We start from the raw sequence: 16845 nt of genomic DNA, 5'->3' as shown, positions 1-16845 counted from the left end.
CGAGAGCCTTCTCATGATTCCTGAACTCGGCCATTTCGCGCTCATCCTCGCCCTGCTCCTTGCCCTGGTCCAGGGCAGCCTGCCGTTCCTGGGCGCCGCAAGGCGGGCCCCCAACCTGGTGGCCCTGGCCCGCCCCGCCGCGGTGGGCCAGTTCGTGTTCGTGGCCTTCGCCTTCGGCTGTCTCGCCTACGCCTTTCTCACCAACGATTTCTCGGTGCAGTACGTGGCGGCCAATTCCAATAGCCAGCTCCCTGCGCACTACCGCTTCGCCGCGGTGTGGGGCGGACACGAAGGTTCCATGCTGCTGTGGACCTTCATGCTCACCCTGTGGGGGCTCGCCGTGGCCGCCTTCTCCCGCCATCTGCCGGACGATCTGGTGGCGCGGGTGCTGGGGGTGATGGGCTTCATCGGCGTGGGTTTTCTGCTGTTCATGCTGCTGGTGTCCAATCCCTTCGAGCGACTGCTGCCCGCGCCCCTGGAAGGGCGTGACCTGAATCCCCTGTTGCAGGATCCTGGCATGGTATTCCATCCGCCCATGCTCTACATGGGCTACGTGGGATTCTCCATCGCCTTCGCCTTCGCCATCGCGGCGCTGCTCTCGGGGCGGCTCGATGCCGCGTGGGCGCGCTGGTCCCGTCCCTGGACCACGGCAGCGTGGATGTTCCTCACCCTGGGCATCGCTCTGGGCAGCGGCTGGGCCTATTACGAGCTGGGATGGGGCGGCTGGTGGTTCTGGGATCCGGTGGAGAACGCTTCCTTCATGCCCTGGCTGGTGGGCACCGCCCTCATTCACTCCCTGGCCGTGACGGAGAAACGCGGTGCTTTCAAGAGCTGGACGGTGCTTCTGGCCATTCTCGCCTTCTCGCTTTCCCTGCTGGGCACCTTCCTGGTACGCTCCGGCGTGCTCACTTCGGTGCATGCCTTTGCCACCGACCCGCGCCGGGGCGTGTTCATCCTCGCCTTCCTGGCCGTGGTGATCGGCATCTCCCTCACCCTGTTCGCCTGGCGTGCGCCGCGCGTGGGGGTGGGTGGCCGGTTCGCCCTGCTGTCGCGGGAGACGCTGCTGCTCGCCAACAACGTGCTGCTGCTGGTGGCGGCCGGCGCGGTGCTGCTGGGCACCCTCTATCCCCTGTTCATTGACGCCCTGGGGCTGGGCAAGATCTCGGTGGGCCCCCCCTATTTCGACGCGGTGTTCCTGCCGCTGATGGCGCCCGTGGTTTTCCTGATGGGCGTGGGTCCCGTTGCGCGTTGGAAGGAACAGTCCCTCCCGGAGCTGGCGACCCGCCTGAAATGGGCGCTGGCCGTGGCAGTGGCGAGCGCCCTGCTCCTGCCCCTCACACTGGGCAAATGGACGCCGCTCATCGGTCTCGGCTTCCTGCTCGCCTTCTGGGTGTTCGCCACCGTGGCCGTGGCGGTGTGGCGGCGCCTGCGGGGCACGAACAACAGGCCGCCGCGCGCCTTCTGGGGCATGCATCTGGCCCATCTGGGGGTGGGGGTGTTCATCGTCGGGGTTACCATCGTCAAGGGTTTCGAGATCGAACGCGACATGAAGATGGCCGTGGGGGACAGCACCACCGTGGCCGGTTATACCTTCACCTTCCGCGGCATCCAGGAACGCGCCGGCCCCAACTACCAGGCCTCCCAGGGTCTGGTGGAAGTGACCCGGGGCAGTCGCACCGTCGCCCTGCTGCGGCCGGAGAAGCGGGTCTACAACGCCTCGCGCATGCCCATGACGGAAGCCGCCATCGACAATGGCCTCACACGCGATCTGTATGTATCCCTGGGTGAGCCCCTGCCGGATGGGGCGTGGGCGGTGCGCATCTACTACAAACCCTTCGTGGGCTGGATCTGGGGGGGTTGCGTGCTCATGGCGCTGGGTGGACTGCTCGCCCTGTCCGACCGGCGCTATCGCATCGCCAGCCGCGCGCTGCCCAGGTCGACGCCGGCGGCACTCGCGGGAGGCACGGTGTAATGGCGCGCTTCCTCGTCCCGCTGCTCATCTTCCTGGTGCTGGTGGGCTTTCTCTGGAAGGGCCTGTCGCGCGACCCGCGGGAGGTGCCCTCGCCCCTGGTGGGCAAGCCGGCGCCAGCCTTCCAGCTGCCGCGCCTGGATGCACCGGACAAGACCTTCTCCCCCGCGGACATGCGTGGCCAGGTTTGGCTCCTCAACGTCTGGGCGTCCTGGTGTGTGTCCTGCCGGGAAGAACACCCGGTGCTGGTGAATCTGGCGCAAAGCCGCGATGTCCCCATCATCGGCCTCAACTACAAGGACCAGCGGCCGGACGCCCTGGCCTGGCTGGACCGGTTCGGCAATCCCTACCGCCTGTCGGTGTCCGACGCCGACGGACGGGTCGGCATCGACTACGGCGTGTATGGCGTGCCCGAAACCTACGTCATCGACCGCGCCGGCATCATCCGCATGAAGCACATCGGGCCGGTGACGCCGGAGGTCCTGGACGCCAAGATCCTGCCCCTGGTGGCGGAGCTCTCCAAATGAAACGGCTGTTCCTGGCGCTGCTGCTCGCCCTGGTTGTCGCGCCCGTCCACGCGAAGGAAGCCGTGCCGGTGGCGGAGGATCCGGTCCTGGAGGCACGGCTCAACCGGCTTGCCAAGGAACTGCGCTGTCTCGTCTGCCAGAATGAAAGCCTGGCCGACTCCCAGGCCGACCTTGCCGCCGACCTGCGCCGGGAAATCCGGGAAATGATGCGCCAGGGCAAGTCCGATGGGGAAATCACGCGCTATCTCACGGAGCGTTATGGCGACTTCGTGCTCTACCGCCCGCCCGTGAAATCCACCACCTGGCTGCTCTGGTTCGGGCCCTTTCTGCTGGCCGGGGCCGCCATCGCCGGCTTCATCTATTTCCTTGCGCGCCGCCGCCGCAGCCTGCCCGATGCCCCCCTCTCGCCGGAAGAGGAAGCCCGCGTGCAGGCGCTGCTCGGCAAGTCTCCCCAAGAGCCCCGATCATGACTGCCTTTTTCGTTGCGGCGGCGCTGCTCACCCTCGCCGCCGTCCTGTTCGTCGCCCTGCCCCTGGCCCGGCGCCGCAGCCGGCCCATGGTGCTGCCCCATGACGCCGCCAACGTGGCCGTGTACCAGGATCAACTCGCCGAGCTGCAGGCCGACCTGGATGCAGGCACCCTCTCCCCATCCCAGTTCGAGGCCGCGAAAAACGAGCTGGAGCGCCGCCTCCTGCAGGACGTACAGGGCGAACCGGGCGTGGGCGAGACGCGCTTTCCCCGCTGGCCGGCGCTGGTGGTAGCGGTGGCCATTCCCCTGCTCGCCGCCGGCCTGTACTGGCAGCTCGGAAATCCCGCGGCGATCACCGCCCCGCGTCTGGCCGGCCTGACGCCCCAGCAGCAGGTGGAAACCCTGCTTCCCGCCCTGGAAAAACACCTCGCCCAGCAGCCGGACGATGCCACCGGCTGGCGCATGCTGGCCAAGGCCTACATGGCGCTGGAGCGCTTCCCCGAAGCCGCCACGGCCCTGGATCACGCAGCGCGCCTGTTGCCCGAGGATGCCCAGGTGCTGGCGGATTACGCCGATGCCCTGGCCATGGTCCAGGGCCAGCGGCTGGCGGGGCGGCCGGCGCAACTCCTGGCCCGCGCCCTCGAGCTGGATCCGGACAATGGCAAGGCCCTCTACCTCGCGGGTTACGCCGCCCTGGAAGCCGGTGACCGCCAGGCGGCGGCCGGCCACTGGAAGCGGCTGCTGGCGCAGCTGCCCGCCGATTCCGAGGACGCGAATCTGGTGCGCCGCCAGCTCGCCGAACTGGGTGAGCCCGCGCAAGCGGCGCAAGCGGCCAGCGTGTCGGGCACGGTGCGCCTGGCGGAGGGATTGCGCGACAAGGTGGGGCCGGACGACACCGTGTTCGTCTTCGCCCGTGCCGCCGAGGGCCCGCGCATGCCCCTGGCGGTGCTGCGTCTGTCCGCCCGCGAGCTGCCAGCGCGCTTCACCCTGACCGACGACCAGGCCATGGCGCCGCAAATGAAGCTCTCCAACTTCGAGCGTGTCATCATCGGCGCGCGCGTGAGCAAGCGCGGCAGCGCCACCCCCCAGCCCGGGGATCTGGAAGGCAGCACCGGCCCAGTCAAGCCGGGTGCGAGCGGGATCACACTGGTGATCGACCGGGTGGTGCAGTAAACGCGCCCGTCGCGGGCGCGGCAGGCGCGCCCTATAGCAGTCCCCGTTCCGCGAAGGACACCCCACCGCTGCCGGCGGCGACGATGAAGTGGTCGAGCACCCGAACGTCCACCAGGGCGAGGGCATCCTTGAGCGCCCGGGTGAGCGCCTCGTCGGCCCGGCTGGGTTCGGCCACACCGGAGGGATGGTTGTGGGCGAAGATGACCCCCGCGGCGTTGTGATGCAGGGCGCGCTTGACCACTTCCCGCGGATAGACACTGGTCTCCTTGAGGGAGCCGCGGAACAGTTCCTCCAGGGCGATCACGCGGTTCTGGGCGTCGAGGAAGACCGCAGCGAACACCTCGTGCTCCAGCGGCCCCAAACGCAGGCGCAGATAATCGCGTACGGCCTGGGGCGAGGACAGGGCATCATTCCGTTCCGCGCGCTCGGCCAGCGCCCGGCGCGCCATCTCCAGCACGGCCTGCAGCTGGGCGTATTTGGCGGGCCCCATGCCGGGAACGCCGCAGAATTGCTCCAGACTCGCACCGAACAGGCGATTGAGGCTGCCGAACCGGGCGAGCAGTTCGCGCGCCAGATCCACCGCGCTCTTGCCACTCACGCCGGTCCGCAGGAAGATGGCCAGCAGCTCCGCATCGGAGAGGGTGTGGGCCCCCTGGCCGATGAGCCGCTCCCGCGGCCGTTCCGAAACAGGCCAGTCCGTGATCGCCATGCCTCACTCCTCGCGCTTACCGGTAGAATGGAGCGATTATGTCCGATTTCGATGCCAAACGCATATTGCTGGGCGTGACCGGCGGCATTGCCGCCTACAAGGCCGCGGAGCTCACCCGACTCCTGCGCCGGGCCCACATGGAAGTGCAGGTGGTGATGACCGAGGCTGCCACCCAGTTCATCACGCCGGTCACCCTCCAGGCCCTGTCGGGCAAGCCGGTCTTTACCAGCCTGTGGTATCCACGCATCGACAACGGCATGGCCCACATCGAGTTCACCCGTGATGCGGACGCCTGTCTGGTGGCGCCCGCCAGCGCCGATTTCCTGGCCAAGCTGGCCCAGGGACGCGCGGACGATCTGTTGTCCACCCTGTGTCTGGCGCGGGAGTGCCCGCTCCTCGTGGCGCCCGCCATGAACCGGCAAATGTGGGAGAACCCCGCCACCCGCCGCAATCTGGAACGGATCCGGGAAGACGGCATCCTGGTGCTGGGGCCGGCGGAAGGTGAACAGGCCTGCGGCGAATCCGGCATGGGACGCATGCTCGAGCCGGAAGAGCTGTTGGAGGATCTGGAAGCCTTCTTCCAGCCCAAGCTCCTGGCAGGCAGGCGGGTGCTGGTCACGGCGGGCCCCACCTTCGAAGCCATCGATGCGGTGCGGGGCATCACCAACCGCTCCTCCGGCAAGATGGGCTATGCGGTGGCGCGCGCCGCGCTGGAGGCCGGCGCGGCCGTCACCCTCATCACCGGCCCCACCGCCCTCAAGCCGCCCCGCGGTGCCCGGGTGATTCCGGTGGTAAGCGCCCAGGACATGCTCAACGCCGTCAACGGCGAGGTGGGTGAGGCGGACATCTTCATCAGCGTGGCGGCCGTGGCTGACTACTACGTGCTCAATCCCTCGGAGCACAAGATCAAGAAGGATGCCCACATCCTCACCCTGGAACTCGCGCCCAATCCGGACATCCTGGCCAACGTCACCAGCCGGCCCAATCCCCCCTTCTGCGTGGGCTTCGCGGCGGAAAGCGAGAATCTCTACGAATTCGCCGAGCTCAAGCGCCGGCGCAAGAATCTGCCCCTGCTGGCGGCCAACCTGGTGCAGGAGGCCGTGGGCAGCGACGAATCCCGCCTCACCCTGTTCGACGACAACGGCGTGCATGCCCTGGCTCCGGGGCCCAAACTGGAGCTCGCGCGCCAGCTCATCCGCCACATCGCCACCCTGTACGCCGCTACGCATTCCGTGCGTTGAGGGGGGCCGTCTTCCATTCCACCCGTCCTGGCGGGCGGGCATAATAGGCGCCATCCTCCCCGCGGCAACCACGACGACAGCCATACATGGACCGCATTGACCTGATGATCCTCGACCCGCGGGTGCGGGATTTGCTGCCCGCCTATGCCACCCCGGGATCGGCGGGCCTGGACCTGCGCGCGGCCATCGACGGTCCCCTCACCCTCGAGCCCGGCGATACCGAACTCATCCCCACGGGGCTTGCCATCCACATCGGCGATCCCCGCTACGCGGGGCTGATCCTGCCGCGCTCCGGATTGGGCCACAAGCATGGCATCGTCCTGGGCAATCTGGTGGGCCTGATCGATTCCGACTACCAGGGGCAGCTCTTCGTCTCCTGCTGGAACCGGGGACGGGCGGCCTTCACCCTGCAGCCCCTGGAGCGCATTGCCCAACTCGTCATCGTGCCGGTGGCCCGGGTGGGCTTCAACATCGTGGAATCCTTCGAAGCCAGCCACCGGGGTAGTGGCGGCTTCGGCAGTACCGGCCAGCACTGACGGCGCGGCGGATCTTCCCCGCCGAGCTGGCACGGAAGCTGCTTCTCGGGCTGCCAAGGAGACACCGGCAAGGGGCCGAGTCCCCGGGTCCGGCATCACACACTCCGGTCCACGAACCGGAGAGGCACAAGGGAGCGGGAAGCGACATGAAGCCCTCCATCGCCCGCCTGTTTCTGGTGGGTTTTTTCGTGCTGGCGCTGGCCGCCTCGGCGGCGGGATTCCTGCTGCACGCGGCGGTGGCCCTGCATCAACACTATGCCGGCAGCCGGCCCCCCGCCTATGCCGGCGCGGTGCTTGCGGCCCAGCTGCAAAGCCTGCCCATCCGCCTGCGCGGCGAGGCGCGGGCCATCGCCCATTCCCCCCTGACGGTGCAGGCCCTTGCCCAAGGTTCGGACAGCGAACGTCAGAATCTCGTCGCCACCTTGCGCGGCCTCTACCCGGAACTCCACGAAATCCAGATCCTCACCGAAGACCAGGCGGCAGGCCGCAGCCCGATTCCCGGCAGCCTCAGCACCAGCCAGCGCAGGCTGATCGAAAGCCTGCGGCAACAGCCGGACAGCACCGATGCCATGACCGTGGATCGGCTGAACCTGCGCTTTTCCGCGCCGGTGCGCCACCCCGAGGACAACCGCCTCCTGGGCTTCGTGCTGCTCGCGCGGGATCTCGCCGATATCCAGCTCCTGTTTGCGGGCACGCCCCTCCTGGATGGCTACGCCGAGTTGCAGCAGCAGGAAGGCAACCGCTTCGACACCCTGCTCAAGCGTGGCGACGAAAGTCTCAAGAGCGTCTCCGCCCCCCGCTACACGGACATCTCGGGCACCCCGTGGCGGCTCGCCACCTGGCCGCCGCCGGGCCCCACGGGGCTGCTCGCCGATCTACGGTTGGGCTTCGTGCTGGTGTGGGTGGGCCTGATCGTGCTTCTGGGGCTGACGCTGGCCCTCATCTACTTCTACGCCAACCGGGCCCTGCAGGACGATCTCGCCGCCATCACCAAGCTGTTCTCCGACCTGGCGCACAACCGCATGCGCAAGAGCTACAACGTGCAGCTCGAGGAGGTGCAGCCGGCCTACCTCATCCTGTATCAGCTGGGCAAACTGACGGTAGGCAAGCACCTGGCCGCCGTGAACTCGGCCGGCATCGATCATCTCTCCCAGGTGCACAACCGGCGCAGCTTCGACGCCAAGCAGCGGGAAATCTTCCAGCAGGCGAAGGAGGGCTGGCCGGCAAGCCTGCTCATCCTGGACATCGACAACTTCAAGCGCATCAACGACACCTACGGCCATGATGCCGGGGATCAGCTCATCGTCCAGTTCGGCAAGCTGCTCAAGGAACGCCTGCGCTCCAGCGATTTCGTGGCGCGCCTGGGGGGCGACGAGTTCTGCGTGATCTTCCCCAACACCCCCTTGAAGCGCGCCATGGAGCTCGCCGACCGCCTGCGCCGCAGCATGCCCGCCACCGTGGAACTGGCCCCGGGGGTGGTGCATGCGCTCTCCTGGAGCGGCGGCCTGTCGGAATTCAACCGCCACGACCAGGCAGAGAATGCGGCCCTGGCGCGCGCCGACCAGGCACTTTTGGAAGCCAAGCGCGGCGGGCGCAACCGAACGGAAACGAAGGCCGCCTGAGCCCCGTTCACGGTCCCGGCAGGGCAAGCGCGGCGCGCGGAAAGACAGCCCCTGCTCCCGACACCCTGGCCGTTGCAGGCCGAGTCCAGTCCGGCACCCGGACGTTGTCTGCGTCGGGCTGGTTTCTTCCCCGTCCTGCAGCCGGACGATGGGGCGCTCAGTGTCCCATCTGGGTGCTGGAGAACAGCAGCTCGTGGGCGCGGCGGGCGAACTCCTCCGCCTTGGCGTCGTCGATGAAGAGCTTGATGAGCTTACGGCAGGAGTCGATGGTGGCGGCCAGTTCCTGGGGGGTATCGCCGGACTCCTGGATTTTTTTCACCACCTTGGCGCTCTGGGGCCCCAGGAGGGAACGCGCCAGGGTGGCGAGCTCCGCCTTGGGATCCCCCACGCCGAGCCCGCGCCGACCGGCCTCCTCGGCGGTGGCGATGTAGCCTTCCTGGGCCAGGGTGGTGAGCGCCCCCTCCACGTCGGGCACCCCCAGGCCGCGTTCGACGATGCGGGAAACGGGCGACTTGCCGTCCACCAGGATCAGCACCCGGCGCAGGGCCTGGGCCAGGCCATGGGTGCGCCGCTGGAATTCCTCCTCGCCCTTGGCAGTGCGCACGAATACGAGTCGCGGGTCCATGGCGAACTCCATCAGGCCGACAGCTCCTCGATCACGGTGTAGATGAGCTTGATGGTGATGGCCACGTAGATGGCGCCGAAGAAGAAGATCAGCGACACCACGTAGCGCAGGGTGGTTTCCGACAGCTCACCCAGGAAGGGCATGGCCGCGTAACCGATGGCAAACAGCACCACCATGCCCGACAGCACCCGCCAGCGCTTCCCCACCACCCCGCCGGGCACCCGTGACTTCAGGCTGAACACCAGCCACAGGCAATAGAGCATGACGATGATGGCCGACGCCATGATGACTGTGATGATCTCGACATCCATGTTGGCATTTCCTCGTTGTTATTGGACTTTCGCCGCTCCTCCGGAACGACCCCCGCCCCTTGCCGGGACATGCAAGCGTAACACAAGCGACGTCCGTTTGGACCAGTGCCCCGCTGCCCGGAAAGACTGTTGCAAGTTTCGGGCCAGGCCGGCGCGACTTGATTATCGAACCATCGTTCGATAGGATGCCGGCATGGCCGATGATGCCCAGTATCTCGCCAGGCTCCAGGACTTCTACGCCCGCCACCGGGTGCTGCCCGCCTATTCCACCATGGGCGAGCTTCTGGGCCTGCGGTCCAAGTCTTCCGTGGCCGCCCTGGTGGGGCGGCTGAAACAGGCCGGCTACCTGGAAACCGCCCCGGACCGGCGCCTCAAGCCCACGGCACGCTTCTTCGAGCGCCCGCGGGTGGACGGCGTGCGCGCCGGCTTGCCCCATCCCGCGGGTGAGGGAACGGCGGATGCCCTCACCCTGGATGAGTATCTCATCGAACGTCCCTCCCGCACCGTGCTCATTCCGGTCAAGGGCGATTCCATGATCGACGCCGGCATCCGCGACGGGGACATCGTCGTGGTGGAGCGCAAGCCTGCCGCGGAAGTGGGCGACATCGTGGTGGCCGTGGTGGACAACGAGTTCACTCTCAAATACCTGGACCGGGACCGCCAGGGCTTTCTCCTGCGGGCCGCCAATCCCGCCTATGCCCCCATCCGCCCGACCGGCAGCCTGGAAATCTACGGCGTGGTGGTGGGGCTGGTGCGCAAGTACCGCTGACCATCCCGCAGGGGCGAACTTTCCGGCCCGCGCCTTGACATAGTGTAAACCAGACACTAATCTTGGTGTCTTCCTGACACGAGGCAAGGCCGTGGCCCAGTTCTGCTATGCCCATCCCCACCCTGCGGTGACCACCGACGTGGTGCTGTTCACCATCCGGGAGGAGACCCTCAAGGTGCTGCTTATCCGCCGGCGCAACCCGCCCTTCGCCGGCCAGTGGGCCCTGCCCGGGGGCTTTCTCGATCCCGCCGAGGACCTCGCCGCCTGTGCCCTGCGCGAGCTCTACGAGGAAACGGGCATCAGCGATGTCTATCTGGAGCAGCTTTACACCTTCGGCCGGCCCGACCGGGATCCCCGCGAGCGGGTCATTTCCGTGGCCTACTACGGCCTCGCACCCGCCGACCGGCTCGTCCTCCGCTCCGGTTCCGATGCCAGCGAGGCGGCCTGGTTTGCCTATGGTGAGCTGCCGGCGCTGGCCTTCGATCACCGTGAAATCGTGGAGAAGGCCCACGAGCGTCTGGTGGCCAAGCTGGAGTATTCCACCATCGCTTTCCAGTTCCTGCCCGCCCAGTTCACCCTGAGCGAGCTGCAGGAGGTGTACGAGATCATTCGCTCGGAGCGCCTGGACAAACGCAATTTCCGGAAATGGATCCTCGCCCGCAACCTGATCGAGGAAACCGGCGCCCAGCGTCGCAACGGCAGCCACCGTCCCGCCAAACTGTTTCGCAACAAGCACCCGGGCCGCGTCGAGATCATCCGCTAGGCCCACCCAGCCCAGGAAAGCCCATGGAACCCGCCCTGCCCTTCGCCCCCGTCCCGTCTGCCACCGATCGCGAGGCCCAGATCGAACGCATCAAGCGCATGCTGGTGGAACAGGATGCCGTACTGGTCGCCCACTACTACACGGACGGCGCGCTGCAGACCCTGGCCGACGAAACCGGAGGCTACGTGGCCGATTCCCTGGAGATGGCCCGCTTCGGCCATGCCCATCCGGCCAAAACGCTGGTGGTGGCCGGTGTGCGCTTCATGGGCGAAACCGCCAAGATCCTCAACCCGGAGAAACGGGTGCTGCTGGTGGAAAAGGAAGCCACCTGTTCCCTGGACGACGCCTGCCCGGCGGACGCCTTCAGCGCCTTCTGCGACGCCCATCCCGACCGCACCGTGGTGGTCTATGCCAACACCAGTGCGGCGGTGAAGGCCCGCGCCGACTGGGTGGTGACCTCCGCCATCGCGGTCAAGGTGGTGGAGCATCTGCACCGTGAGGGAAAGAAAATCCTCTGGGCGCCGGACAAGCACCTAGGCAGCTATGTCCAGCGGGTCACCGGCGCCGACATGCTGCTCTGGGACGGCAGTTGCGTGGTGCACGAGCGCTTCAAGGCCGAGCTGCTCGCCGACATGAAGCGGCGCCACCCGGCGGCGGCGGTGCTGGTGCATCCGGAATCCCCGGCCGGCGTGGTGGGACTCGCCGATGTGGTGGGCTCCACCACCACCCTCATCCGGGCCGCGCGGGAGCTGCCCAACCCCGAGTTCATCGTCGCCACCGACAACGGCATCTTCCACAAGATGCGCGAGGCCGCGCCGGGCAAGACCTTCATCGAGGCTCCCAGCGGCGGCGCAGGCGCCACCTGTGTGAGCTGTGCCCACTGCCCGTGGATGGCCATGAACAGCCTGGACGCATTGGAACGGGTCCTGGCCACCGGCCGCAACGAGGTGGTGATCGACGAGGCGGTGCGGCGCCGGGCAGTGGTCTCCATCCAGCGCATGCTGGATTTCGCCGCCACGCAGCCACGCCCCTGAGCCCGCGCCAGGCGTGAAAAAACGCAGCCGGGGATGACCTATCCCGGCAGTAGCCCGCGCCTGTCGGGCATCAAGTCCGGACCATCCCGGCCGATAAATTGGCAAAGGGCAGCCTGCCCCACGACCGGGACGTCGAGTGCCATGCAATTCCTGAGCCTTCTGCGGGAGCGTCTGCTGCGCCGGACGACCGCCCCAGCGCCCACTGAAGAGACCGCGTCAGTCGCCGCAGACGAACCCCCCGCCGACAGTCCGCCCCCAGCGGGGGAGGCACTGCCGGTCAGTCCGCCCCCTGGGGACGAGGCATCCCGGGCTCACGGCTTTCTGCGTTCCAGGCCACTGTGGCTTGCCGTGGGCGGCATCGCCCTTGCCGGCACCGGGGCGCTCGCCTCGGCCCTCATGATCCAGGGCCGGAACGCCCAGGCGCTTCACGAGCTGCAGGCGCGTCAGGCGGCGCTGGAAAGGGAAAACCAGGCCCTGCGCAACCTGCCCCGCATCATTGCCGCGCCCCAGGTGACCCTAACCGCCGCCCCGGTGAACCCGCCTGCGCCGCCTTCCCCGGCCGGGGCAAACCCTGCGCCCCCCACCCCGACTGCAGGGCCGGCGGCGCGGCCGCCCGTCAGTGGCGAATGCGTGGTGGCCACCGATGACGATCTGCACGCCACCGTGCGTGACTGCATCGAGCGCTTCAACCGTGCCAGCGCGCGGGCACAACGCCTGCCGCCCAGATGACCGCCTGCACCCGTTGCGGACAGCCCCCCCAGGACACTCCATGAGCGATCAGATATTCCTCGCGCGCCAGCCCATTCTCGACCGGGAGCAGAACCTGTTCGCCTATGAGCTGCTGTTCCGCAAAAGCGACGTTGGCCGTGCCGAGGTGACCAGCGATCTGGCGGCCACCGCCCAGGTGGTCACCCACCTGTTCAGCGAGATGGGTGTGCAGGCGGTCCTGGGCCAGGCCCTGGGCTTCGTCAACGTGAGCCGCGACATGCTGCTGTCGGACATGATCGAGCTTCTGCCCGCGCAGCAGATGGTGCTGGAAATCCTGGAGACCGTGACGGTGGACGCCAGCGTGATCGACCGTTGCGTCAGCCTCAAGAAGCAGGGATTCACCCTGGCGCTGGACGACTTCGCCGGCATGCGTGAGGACTACCAGGCGCTGCTGCCCCTGGTGGACGTGGTCAAGGTGGACGTCATGGCGCTGGACGAGGCAGGCCTGCGGGAGGCAGTGGCGCGCCTCAAATCCTGGCCGGCCAAGCTGCTCGCGGAAAAGATCGACAACCGGGAGCAGTTCGACACCTGCCGCGAGCTGGGCTTCCACTATTTCCAGGGCTATTTCTTCGCCAAGCCCACGGTGCTTGCCAGCAAGCGTGCCGACCCCTCCCAGCTCACCCTGCTCAAGTTGCTGGGCCTGGTGCTGGAGGATGCGGAAACGGCGGAGCTGGAGGCCGCTTTCAAGCAAGATGCCAAGCTCACCTACAACCTGCTGCGCCTGACCAACTCCGTGGCCTGCGGCGCCAACCAGCGCATCCGCACCCTGGGGCAGGCCATCGTGGTGCTCGGCCGGCGCCAGCTCATGCGCTGGCTGCAGTTGCTTTTGTTCGCCCTGGAACCCGGCACCGGCGCCTATCCCCCGCCCCTCATGCGCCTGGCCGCCGCGCGGGGGAAGACCATGGAAATCCTCGCCCGCATCACGGCAAGCAAGGACCGTCTGCTCCAGGACCAGGCCTACATGACCGGCATTTTTTCCCTGCTGGATGCCCTGCTGGGGCAGCCTCTTCGGGAGCTGGCGCAGGCGCTGCGGCTGTCGGAGGACATCCGCTGCGCCCTGCTCCAGCGCCGCGGCCGGCTGGGACGCCTGCTCGCCCTGTGCGAGGCCCTGGAACGGGCCGATTTCGACCAGGTCTCCGCCCTGCTCAGGGAACTGCCCGAGCTGCATCCCAACGACCTCATCGAGGCCCAGCTCGCCGCCGCGCGCTGGGTGGACAGCCTGGCGGAAAGCGGCGGCTGATCAGCCCGGCTGACCGTCGATACGCGGACGCACCAGCATGGGCGCATAGACCGCCAGGAACAGCGCGAAGGCCGCCACCCACAATCCCATCGCCAGGCCCAGCCACACGCCATACGCCGCGGGCCACACCAGCGGTGCCGCCACCCGTGCCACGAAAGCCGCCGCCATCAGGACGAACACGGCAGTCACCGCCCGGGGAGGCGTCTGCACACTGCGTCCCGTGTGCCCCAGGGTCACCCGCGCCATCATGCCCACGGTCATGAGTCCAATGCCGCCGGCGGCGAAGGCATGCACCGCAAGGTAGGGCGACACCCCCGCCCAGACGGAAAGCCCCTTGAGCAGGAAACCCAGCACTGCCGTGGCATAGCCCACATAGAGCACCCACAGGAGCGGCTTGCGCCAAATGCCGGGCGTATGCCAGTCGAACAGGCGCACCGCGTGCACGGCCAGCAGGGCCAGGGCAAGCAGCGCCACGGCCGCCGGGACCGCCAGGAACACATCGGCCACCCAGAAGGCCAGCATGAGCACGAGGCTCAAGCGGTCCACCCAGACCCGGTTGCGCAGCGTGACGGAATAGCCCACGCCCCGTTCGATGAAGAAGGGCACCACCCGCCGCGCCATGACGAAGATCAGCGACAGGATCAGATACAACCCGGAATAGAGACCCCAGCGCACCCCGGCCTCGAGCCAGCCCAGGGCGCCGGCATAGAACGCCCCATTGGCAAGGACCAGCAGTCCCACCTTGGCCACGATGCCGAACTGCGGCCATTGGCCGGCACGCGCCAGGGGACGGGCAATGGCCACCACCAGGGCGAGGCCGAAAGCGAGATCCAGCAGCGCGGCGGCGGCGAGGGCGTGGGGCGCCCAGGCCATCACCAGCCGCGCGCCAAGCCACGCCCCTGCCAGGGCCGCGAGGGGCAGACCCCGGGGCGTGGGCAGTTGGGTCCAGTTGCGCACCGCGGTGAGCAGGAAGCCCGCCACCACGGCCATGGCATAGCCGAACACCATCTCGTGGCCGTGCCAGGCCATGGGCGCCACGGGCAGCCCGGCCGGCAGCGGCCAGCCATGAATCTGGGTGCCCACCCACACCAGGAGGGACAGGGGCGCAAACGCGGCCGCCAGCAGGAAGAAGGGACGAAAGCCCAGATTGAACAGGGCGAAGGGATGGGGACGCGCCCCGGGGCTCGTGATTTGGACGACACTCATGGTCTGGATTTTCCAGGGTGACGGTCGGCTCTTCCTTGAGACGCGTCAAGGGGGCCGAACCGTTGCGGTGAGGCGGCCGCAGCCAGGTTGGCCGGCAGCGGCGGCAGCGTGTGGGTGAGGGCCGCGGCGATGCACTCTCCTGCCAGGGCGGCGGTGAGCAGGCCGCGCGTGCCGTGGGCCAGGCTCACCAGCAGGCCCGGCGCGACCTCGCCGATGAGGGGCATCGCCCCGGGCGCCGAGCAGCGTATCGCCGCGCGTCCGCCGACGACGCAGGCGGCCCCGCCGCCCAGGGTCTGGTAAACCCCGGGGAACTGGGCCGCCAGGCGGGCGAGATTCTCCTCGTGCTCCGGCAGGCGCACATCGGTGCCGGCATCGTCGAAGCGGGTGGTGGCACCCAGCACGTGCCGATCGCCCCGCGCCGGCGTGAGATACACCTCGCCACACAACACACACGCCTGCCGCCGGCTTGCGGGCGTGGCGGCAAGCTCCGTGATCTGGCCCCGCACCGGCTGCAGGGGCAGATGCGCGAGGGGCGCGAAACCCCGCGCGGCATGGCTGTTGGCCACCACCACGGCCTCGGCCCCCACCACGCCCCCCGGCGTGGCCACCTGCCAGCCTGCCGCGGCCGGCGCCAGCGCCGTCACCGGCCGGCCAGGCTGCAGGGACAGCCCCTGGGCGAAGGCGGCACACAGTGCCGCGGGCGCCACCCAGCCGCCCTGGGGAAACCACAGGCCATTCACCCCAAGGGGCACACCGGCCCGCTCCCGGGCCTCGCCGGCCGTCACCGGCAGGCACAGGTGCGCGGGCCAGGGCAGGGCTGCGAGGCGTTCGATGCGCCGTGCCTCCTCCGGCGTGACCGCAAGCTGCAGCAGGCCGCATTCCGCCCGCCGCTCGCCGTCCACCGGCAACACCTCGTCCAGGCTGGCCAGGGCATGGCCCCAGGCCGCGAGCAGCAGGCGCTGCAGCGGGCCCATGCCTGCCGCCAGGCGCAGGTGCAACATGCCCACCGGGTTTCCGGAGGCGCCGGCAGCCAGCACCGGCGCGGCTTCCACGAGTTCCACCGCCAGTCCCCGGCGCGCCAGGGCCCAGCCCGCGGCAGTGCCGGCCAGGCCGCCGCCAATCACCACCACCCTCGGGGCGGGGAACGCCGACGGCTGCCAGGGGCCGGGCTTTGCGCCCCGCAACATGTCCCGCTTGCGCCCGAAACCCGGGCATTTCTCCACCTGGAAGCCCGCCGTCGCCAGATTGCGCCGCACCCAGCCGGCGGCGGTGTAGGTGGCGAAACTGGCACCGGGACGGCTGGCGCGGGCCAGCTCGCCACACACCGTGGCACTCCACATCTCCGGATTCTTCGCCGGCGCGAAGCCATCGAGAAACCAGGCATCCACGCAGGCCGCCGGCAGGCCCTTGAGGGCCGTGGCCACATCTTCCCAGGCCAGGGTGAGGCGCACCCGGCCGCCCGCGAAATGCCAGCGGTTCCAGCCGGGCACGCGCCGCCGCCAGCGGGCCGTAAGCGGCTTGGCAAGGGGCTCAAGCAGGGGCCAGCAGGCCGTCACCGCCGCGAGTTCCCCGTCCTCCAGGGGATAGGCCTCGACGCTGAAATAGTCGAGCTGGGCACCGGGCGGCGCGCAGGTTTCGAACAGCTGCCAGGCGGAAAGGAAGTTGAGGCCGGTGCCGAAGCCCGTCTCGCCCAGGGTGAAGGTCTGCCCCGGCGCCAGTTGCGCGAAGCGGCGGGCCAGGTCATTGCCGGCGAGGAAAACGTGCCGGGTCTCTTCGGGCCCGGCATCAGGGGAGAAATAGACGTCGCCGAAGCGGGGCGACCAGGGTGCCCCGTTGCGCCATTCGATCATGGCCGGCGGTCATCGCAGGCGATCAGGGTCGGG

General features: G+C 68.5%; 17 protein-coding genes. 12 read left to right on the top strand and 5 right to left on the bottom strand.

From position 1 onward, the window contains the following. The first annotated feature begins 13 nt into the window (after positions 1 to 13). The 4 genes from ACZ42P_RS12410 to ccmI are packed head-to-tail and all read left to right on the top strand — an operon-like array spanning position 14 to position 4138. Positions 14 to 1972, top strand: coding sequence for a heme lyase CcmF/NrfE family subunit (locus tag ACZ42P_RS12410; protein WP_464897848.1), 1959 nt, complete (start codon positions 14 to 16; stop codon positions 1970 to 1972). Continuing rightward, a complete protein-coding gene (locus ACZ42P_RS12405; RefSeq protein ID WP_464897847.1) occupies positions 1972 to 2496 on the top strand; it encodes a DsbE family thiol:disulfide interchange protein in 525 nt (174 codons plus the stop codon). Before ACZ42P_RS12410 ends, ACZ42P_RS12405 begins: the two co-directional genes overlap by 1 nt. Next, positions 2493 to 2966, top strand: a complete 474-nt coding sequence (locus ACZ42P_RS12400; RefSeq protein WP_464897846.1) for a cytochrome c-type biogenesis protein — start codon at positions 2493 to 2495, stop codon at positions 2964 to 2966. The genes ACZ42P_RS12405 and ACZ42P_RS12400 overlap by 4 nt, the downstream gene beginning before the upstream one ends. Next, entirely contained in the window at positions 2963 to 4138 is a 1176-nt protein-coding gene (gene ccmI, locus ACZ42P_RS12395; protein WP_464897845.1) for a c-type cytochrome biogenesis protein CcmI, read from the top strand. The genes ACZ42P_RS12400 and ccmI overlap by 4 nt, the downstream gene beginning before the upstream one ends. 31 nt (positions 4139 to 4169) lie before the next feature. On the opposite strand, the gene radC is transcribed toward ccmI, so the two are convergent. Continuing rightward, a complete protein-coding gene (gene radC, locus ACZ42P_RS12390; protein ID WP_464897844.1) occupies positions 4170 to 4847 on the bottom strand; it encodes a RadC family protein in 678 nt (225 codons plus the stop codon). Between the two features lie 38 nt (positions 4848 to 4885). Between radC and coaBC the strand changes: the two genes are divergently transcribed. From coaBC to ACZ42P_RS12375, 3 genes are all read left to right on the top strand, one after another. Next, entirely contained in the window at positions 4886 to 6088 is a 1203-nt protein-coding gene (gene coaBC, locus ACZ42P_RS12385) for a bifunctional phosphopantothenoylcysteine decarboxylase/phosphopantothenate--cysteine ligase CoaBC (RefSeq protein WP_464897843.1), read from the top strand. A gap of 86 nt (positions 6089 to 6174) precedes the next feature. Beyond that, positions 6175 to 6624 (top strand): dUTP diphosphatase, encoded by a 450-nt coding sequence (dut, locus tag ACZ42P_RS12380; protein WP_464897842.1) that lies wholly within the window; start codon positions 6175 to 6177, stop codon positions 6622 to 6624. Positions 6625 to 6770: 146 nt separating this feature from the next. Continuing rightward, the gene (locus tag ACZ42P_RS12375; protein WP_464897841.1) at positions 6771 to 8246 is read left to right on the top strand and encodes a GGDEF domain-containing protein; all 1476 of its coding nucleotides are present in this window, start codon (positions 6771 to 6773) and stop codon (positions 8244 to 8246) included. Positions 8247 to 8403: 157 nt separating this feature from the next. On the opposite strand, the gene ACZ42P_RS12370 is transcribed toward ACZ42P_RS12375, so the two are convergent. Together ACZ42P_RS12370 and ACZ42P_RS12365 are read right to left on the bottom strand one after the other, a co-directional pair. Next, positions 8404 to 8871: a hypothetical protein gene (locus tag ACZ42P_RS12370; protein ID WP_464897840.1), complete on the bottom strand. Its 468-nt coding sequence runs from the start codon at positions 8869 to 8871 to the stop codon at positions 8404 to 8406. An 11-nt stretch (positions 8872 to 8882) separates the two neighbouring features. After that, on the bottom strand, positions 8883 to 9182 hold the full coding sequence (locus tag ACZ42P_RS12365; protein ID WP_464897839.1) for a hypothetical protein: 300 nt from the start codon (positions 9180 to 9182) through the stop codon (positions 8883 to 8885). Positions 9183 to 9375: 193 nt separating this feature from the next. Between ACZ42P_RS12365 and ACZ42P_RS12360 the strand changes: the two genes are divergently transcribed. From ACZ42P_RS12360 to ACZ42P_RS12340, 5 genes are all read left to right on the top strand, one after another. Then, positions 9376 to 9951: a LexA family protein gene (locus ACZ42P_RS12360; protein WP_464897838.1), complete on the top strand. Its 576-nt coding sequence runs from the start codon at positions 9376 to 9378 to the stop codon at positions 9949 to 9951. A 91-nt stretch (positions 9952 to 10042) separates the two neighbouring features. Then, a complete protein-coding gene (locus tag ACZ42P_RS12355; RefSeq protein WP_464897837.1) occupies positions 10043 to 10714 on the top strand; it encodes an NUDIX hydrolase in 672 nt (223 codons plus the stop codon). 23 nt (positions 10715 to 10737) lie between these two features. Then, positions 10738 to 11748: a quinolinate synthase NadA gene (gene nadA / locus ACZ42P_RS12350; RefSeq protein ID WP_464897836.1), complete on the top strand. Its 1011-nt coding sequence runs from the start codon at positions 10738 to 10740 to the stop codon at positions 11746 to 11748. Positions 11749 to 12096: 348 nt separating this feature from the next. Continuing rightward, positions 12097 to 12477 (top strand): hypothetical protein, encoded by a 381-nt coding sequence (locus ACZ42P_RS12345; RefSeq protein ID WP_464897835.1) that lies wholly within the window; start codon positions 12097 to 12099, stop codon positions 12475 to 12477. Positions 12478 to 12517: 40 nt separating this feature from the next. Next, positions 12518 to 13756, top strand: coding sequence for an EAL and HDOD domain-containing protein (locus tag ACZ42P_RS12340; protein ID WP_464897834.1), 1239 nt, complete (start codon positions 12518 to 12520; stop codon positions 13754 to 13756). Here the strand turns inward: ACZ42P_RS12340 and ACZ42P_RS12335 are convergent, their stop codons facing one another. Then, the gene (locus ACZ42P_RS12335) at positions 13757 to 14962 is read right to left on the bottom strand and encodes an NnrS family protein (RefSeq protein WP_464897833.1); all 1206 of its coding nucleotides are present in this window, start codon (positions 14960 to 14962) and stop codon (positions 13757 to 13759) included. After that, positions 14959 to 16812, bottom strand: a complete 1854-nt coding sequence (gene mnmC, locus ACZ42P_RS12330) for a bifunctional tRNA (5-methylaminomethyl-2-thiouridine)(34)-methyltransferase MnmC2/FAD-dependent 5-carboxymethylaminomethyl-2-thiouridine(34) oxidoreductase MnmC1 (protein ID WP_464897832.1) — start codon at positions 16810 to 16812, stop codon at positions 14959 to 14961. The genes ACZ42P_RS12335 and mnmC overlap by 4 nt, the downstream gene beginning before the upstream one ends. Positions 16813 to 16845 lie beyond the last annotated feature (33 nt).

It is taken from the genome of Thiobacter subterraneus (assembly GCF_055379455.1).
Note: the sequence above shows the minus strand (reverse complement) of the source record. Positions and strands in the feature narration are given on the sequence as shown.

What these genes read in the sequence shown, in the direction of transcription:
- ACZ42P_RS12410 (WP_464897848.1), top strand. Translation starts at nt 14, where the DNA reads ATGATTCCTGAACTCGGCCATTTCGCGCTCATCCTCGCCCTGCTCCTT.
- ACZ42P_RS12405 (WP_464897847.1), top strand. Translation starts at nt 1,972, where the DNA reads ATGGCGCGCTTCCTCGTCCCGCTGCTCATCTTCCTGGTGCTGGTGGGC.
- ACZ42P_RS12400 (WP_464897846.1), top strand. Translation starts at nt 2,493, where the DNA reads ATGAAACGGCTGTTCCTGGCGCTGCTGCTCGCCCTGGTTGTCGCGCCC.
- ccmI (WP_464897845.1), top strand. Translation starts at nt 2,963, where the DNA reads ATGACTGCCTTTTTCGTTGCGGCGGCGCTGCTCACCCTCGCCGCCGTC.
- radC (WP_464897844.1), bottom strand. Translation starts at nt 4,847, where the DNA reads ATGGCGATCACGGACTGGCCTGTTTCGGAACGGCCGCGGGAGCGGCTC.
- coaBC (WP_464897843.1), top strand. Translation starts at nt 4,886, where the DNA reads ATGTCCGATTTCGATGCCAAACGCATATTGCTGGGCGTGACCGGCGGC.
- dut (WP_464897842.1), top strand. Translation starts at nt 6,175, where the DNA reads ATGGACCGCATTGACCTGATGATCCTCGACCCGCGGGTGCGGGATTTG.
- ACZ42P_RS12375 (WP_464897841.1), top strand. Translation starts at nt 6,771, where the DNA reads ATGAAGCCCTCCATCGCCCGCCTGTTTCTGGTGGGTTTTTTCGTGCTG.
- ACZ42P_RS12370 (WP_464897840.1), bottom strand. Translation starts at nt 8,871, where the DNA reads ATGGACCCGCGACTCGTATTCGTGCGCACTGCCAAGGGCGAGGAGGAA.
- ACZ42P_RS12365 (WP_464897839.1), bottom strand. Translation starts at nt 9,182, where the DNA reads ATGGATGTCGAGATCATCACAGTCATCATGGCGTCGGCCATCATCGTC.
- ACZ42P_RS12360 (WP_464897838.1), top strand. Translation starts at nt 9,376, where the DNA reads ATGGCCGATGATGCCCAGTATCTCGCCAGGCTCCAGGACTTCTACGCC.
- nadA (WP_464897836.1), top strand. Translation starts at nt 10,738, where the DNA reads ATGGAACCCGCCCTGCCCTTCGCCCCCGTCCCGTCTGCCACCGATCGC.
- ACZ42P_RS12340 (WP_464897834.1), top strand. Translation starts at nt 12,518, where the DNA reads ATGAGCGATCAGATATTCCTCGCGCGCCAGCCCATTCTCGACCGGGAG.
- ACZ42P_RS12335 (WP_464897833.1), bottom strand. Translation starts at nt 14,962, where the DNA reads ATGAGTGTCGTCCAAATCACGAGCCCCGGGGCGCGTCCCCATCCCTTC.
- mnmC (WP_464897832.1), bottom strand. Translation starts at nt 16,812, where the DNA reads ATGATCGAATGGCGCAACGGGGCACCCTGGTCGCCCCGCTTCGGCGAC.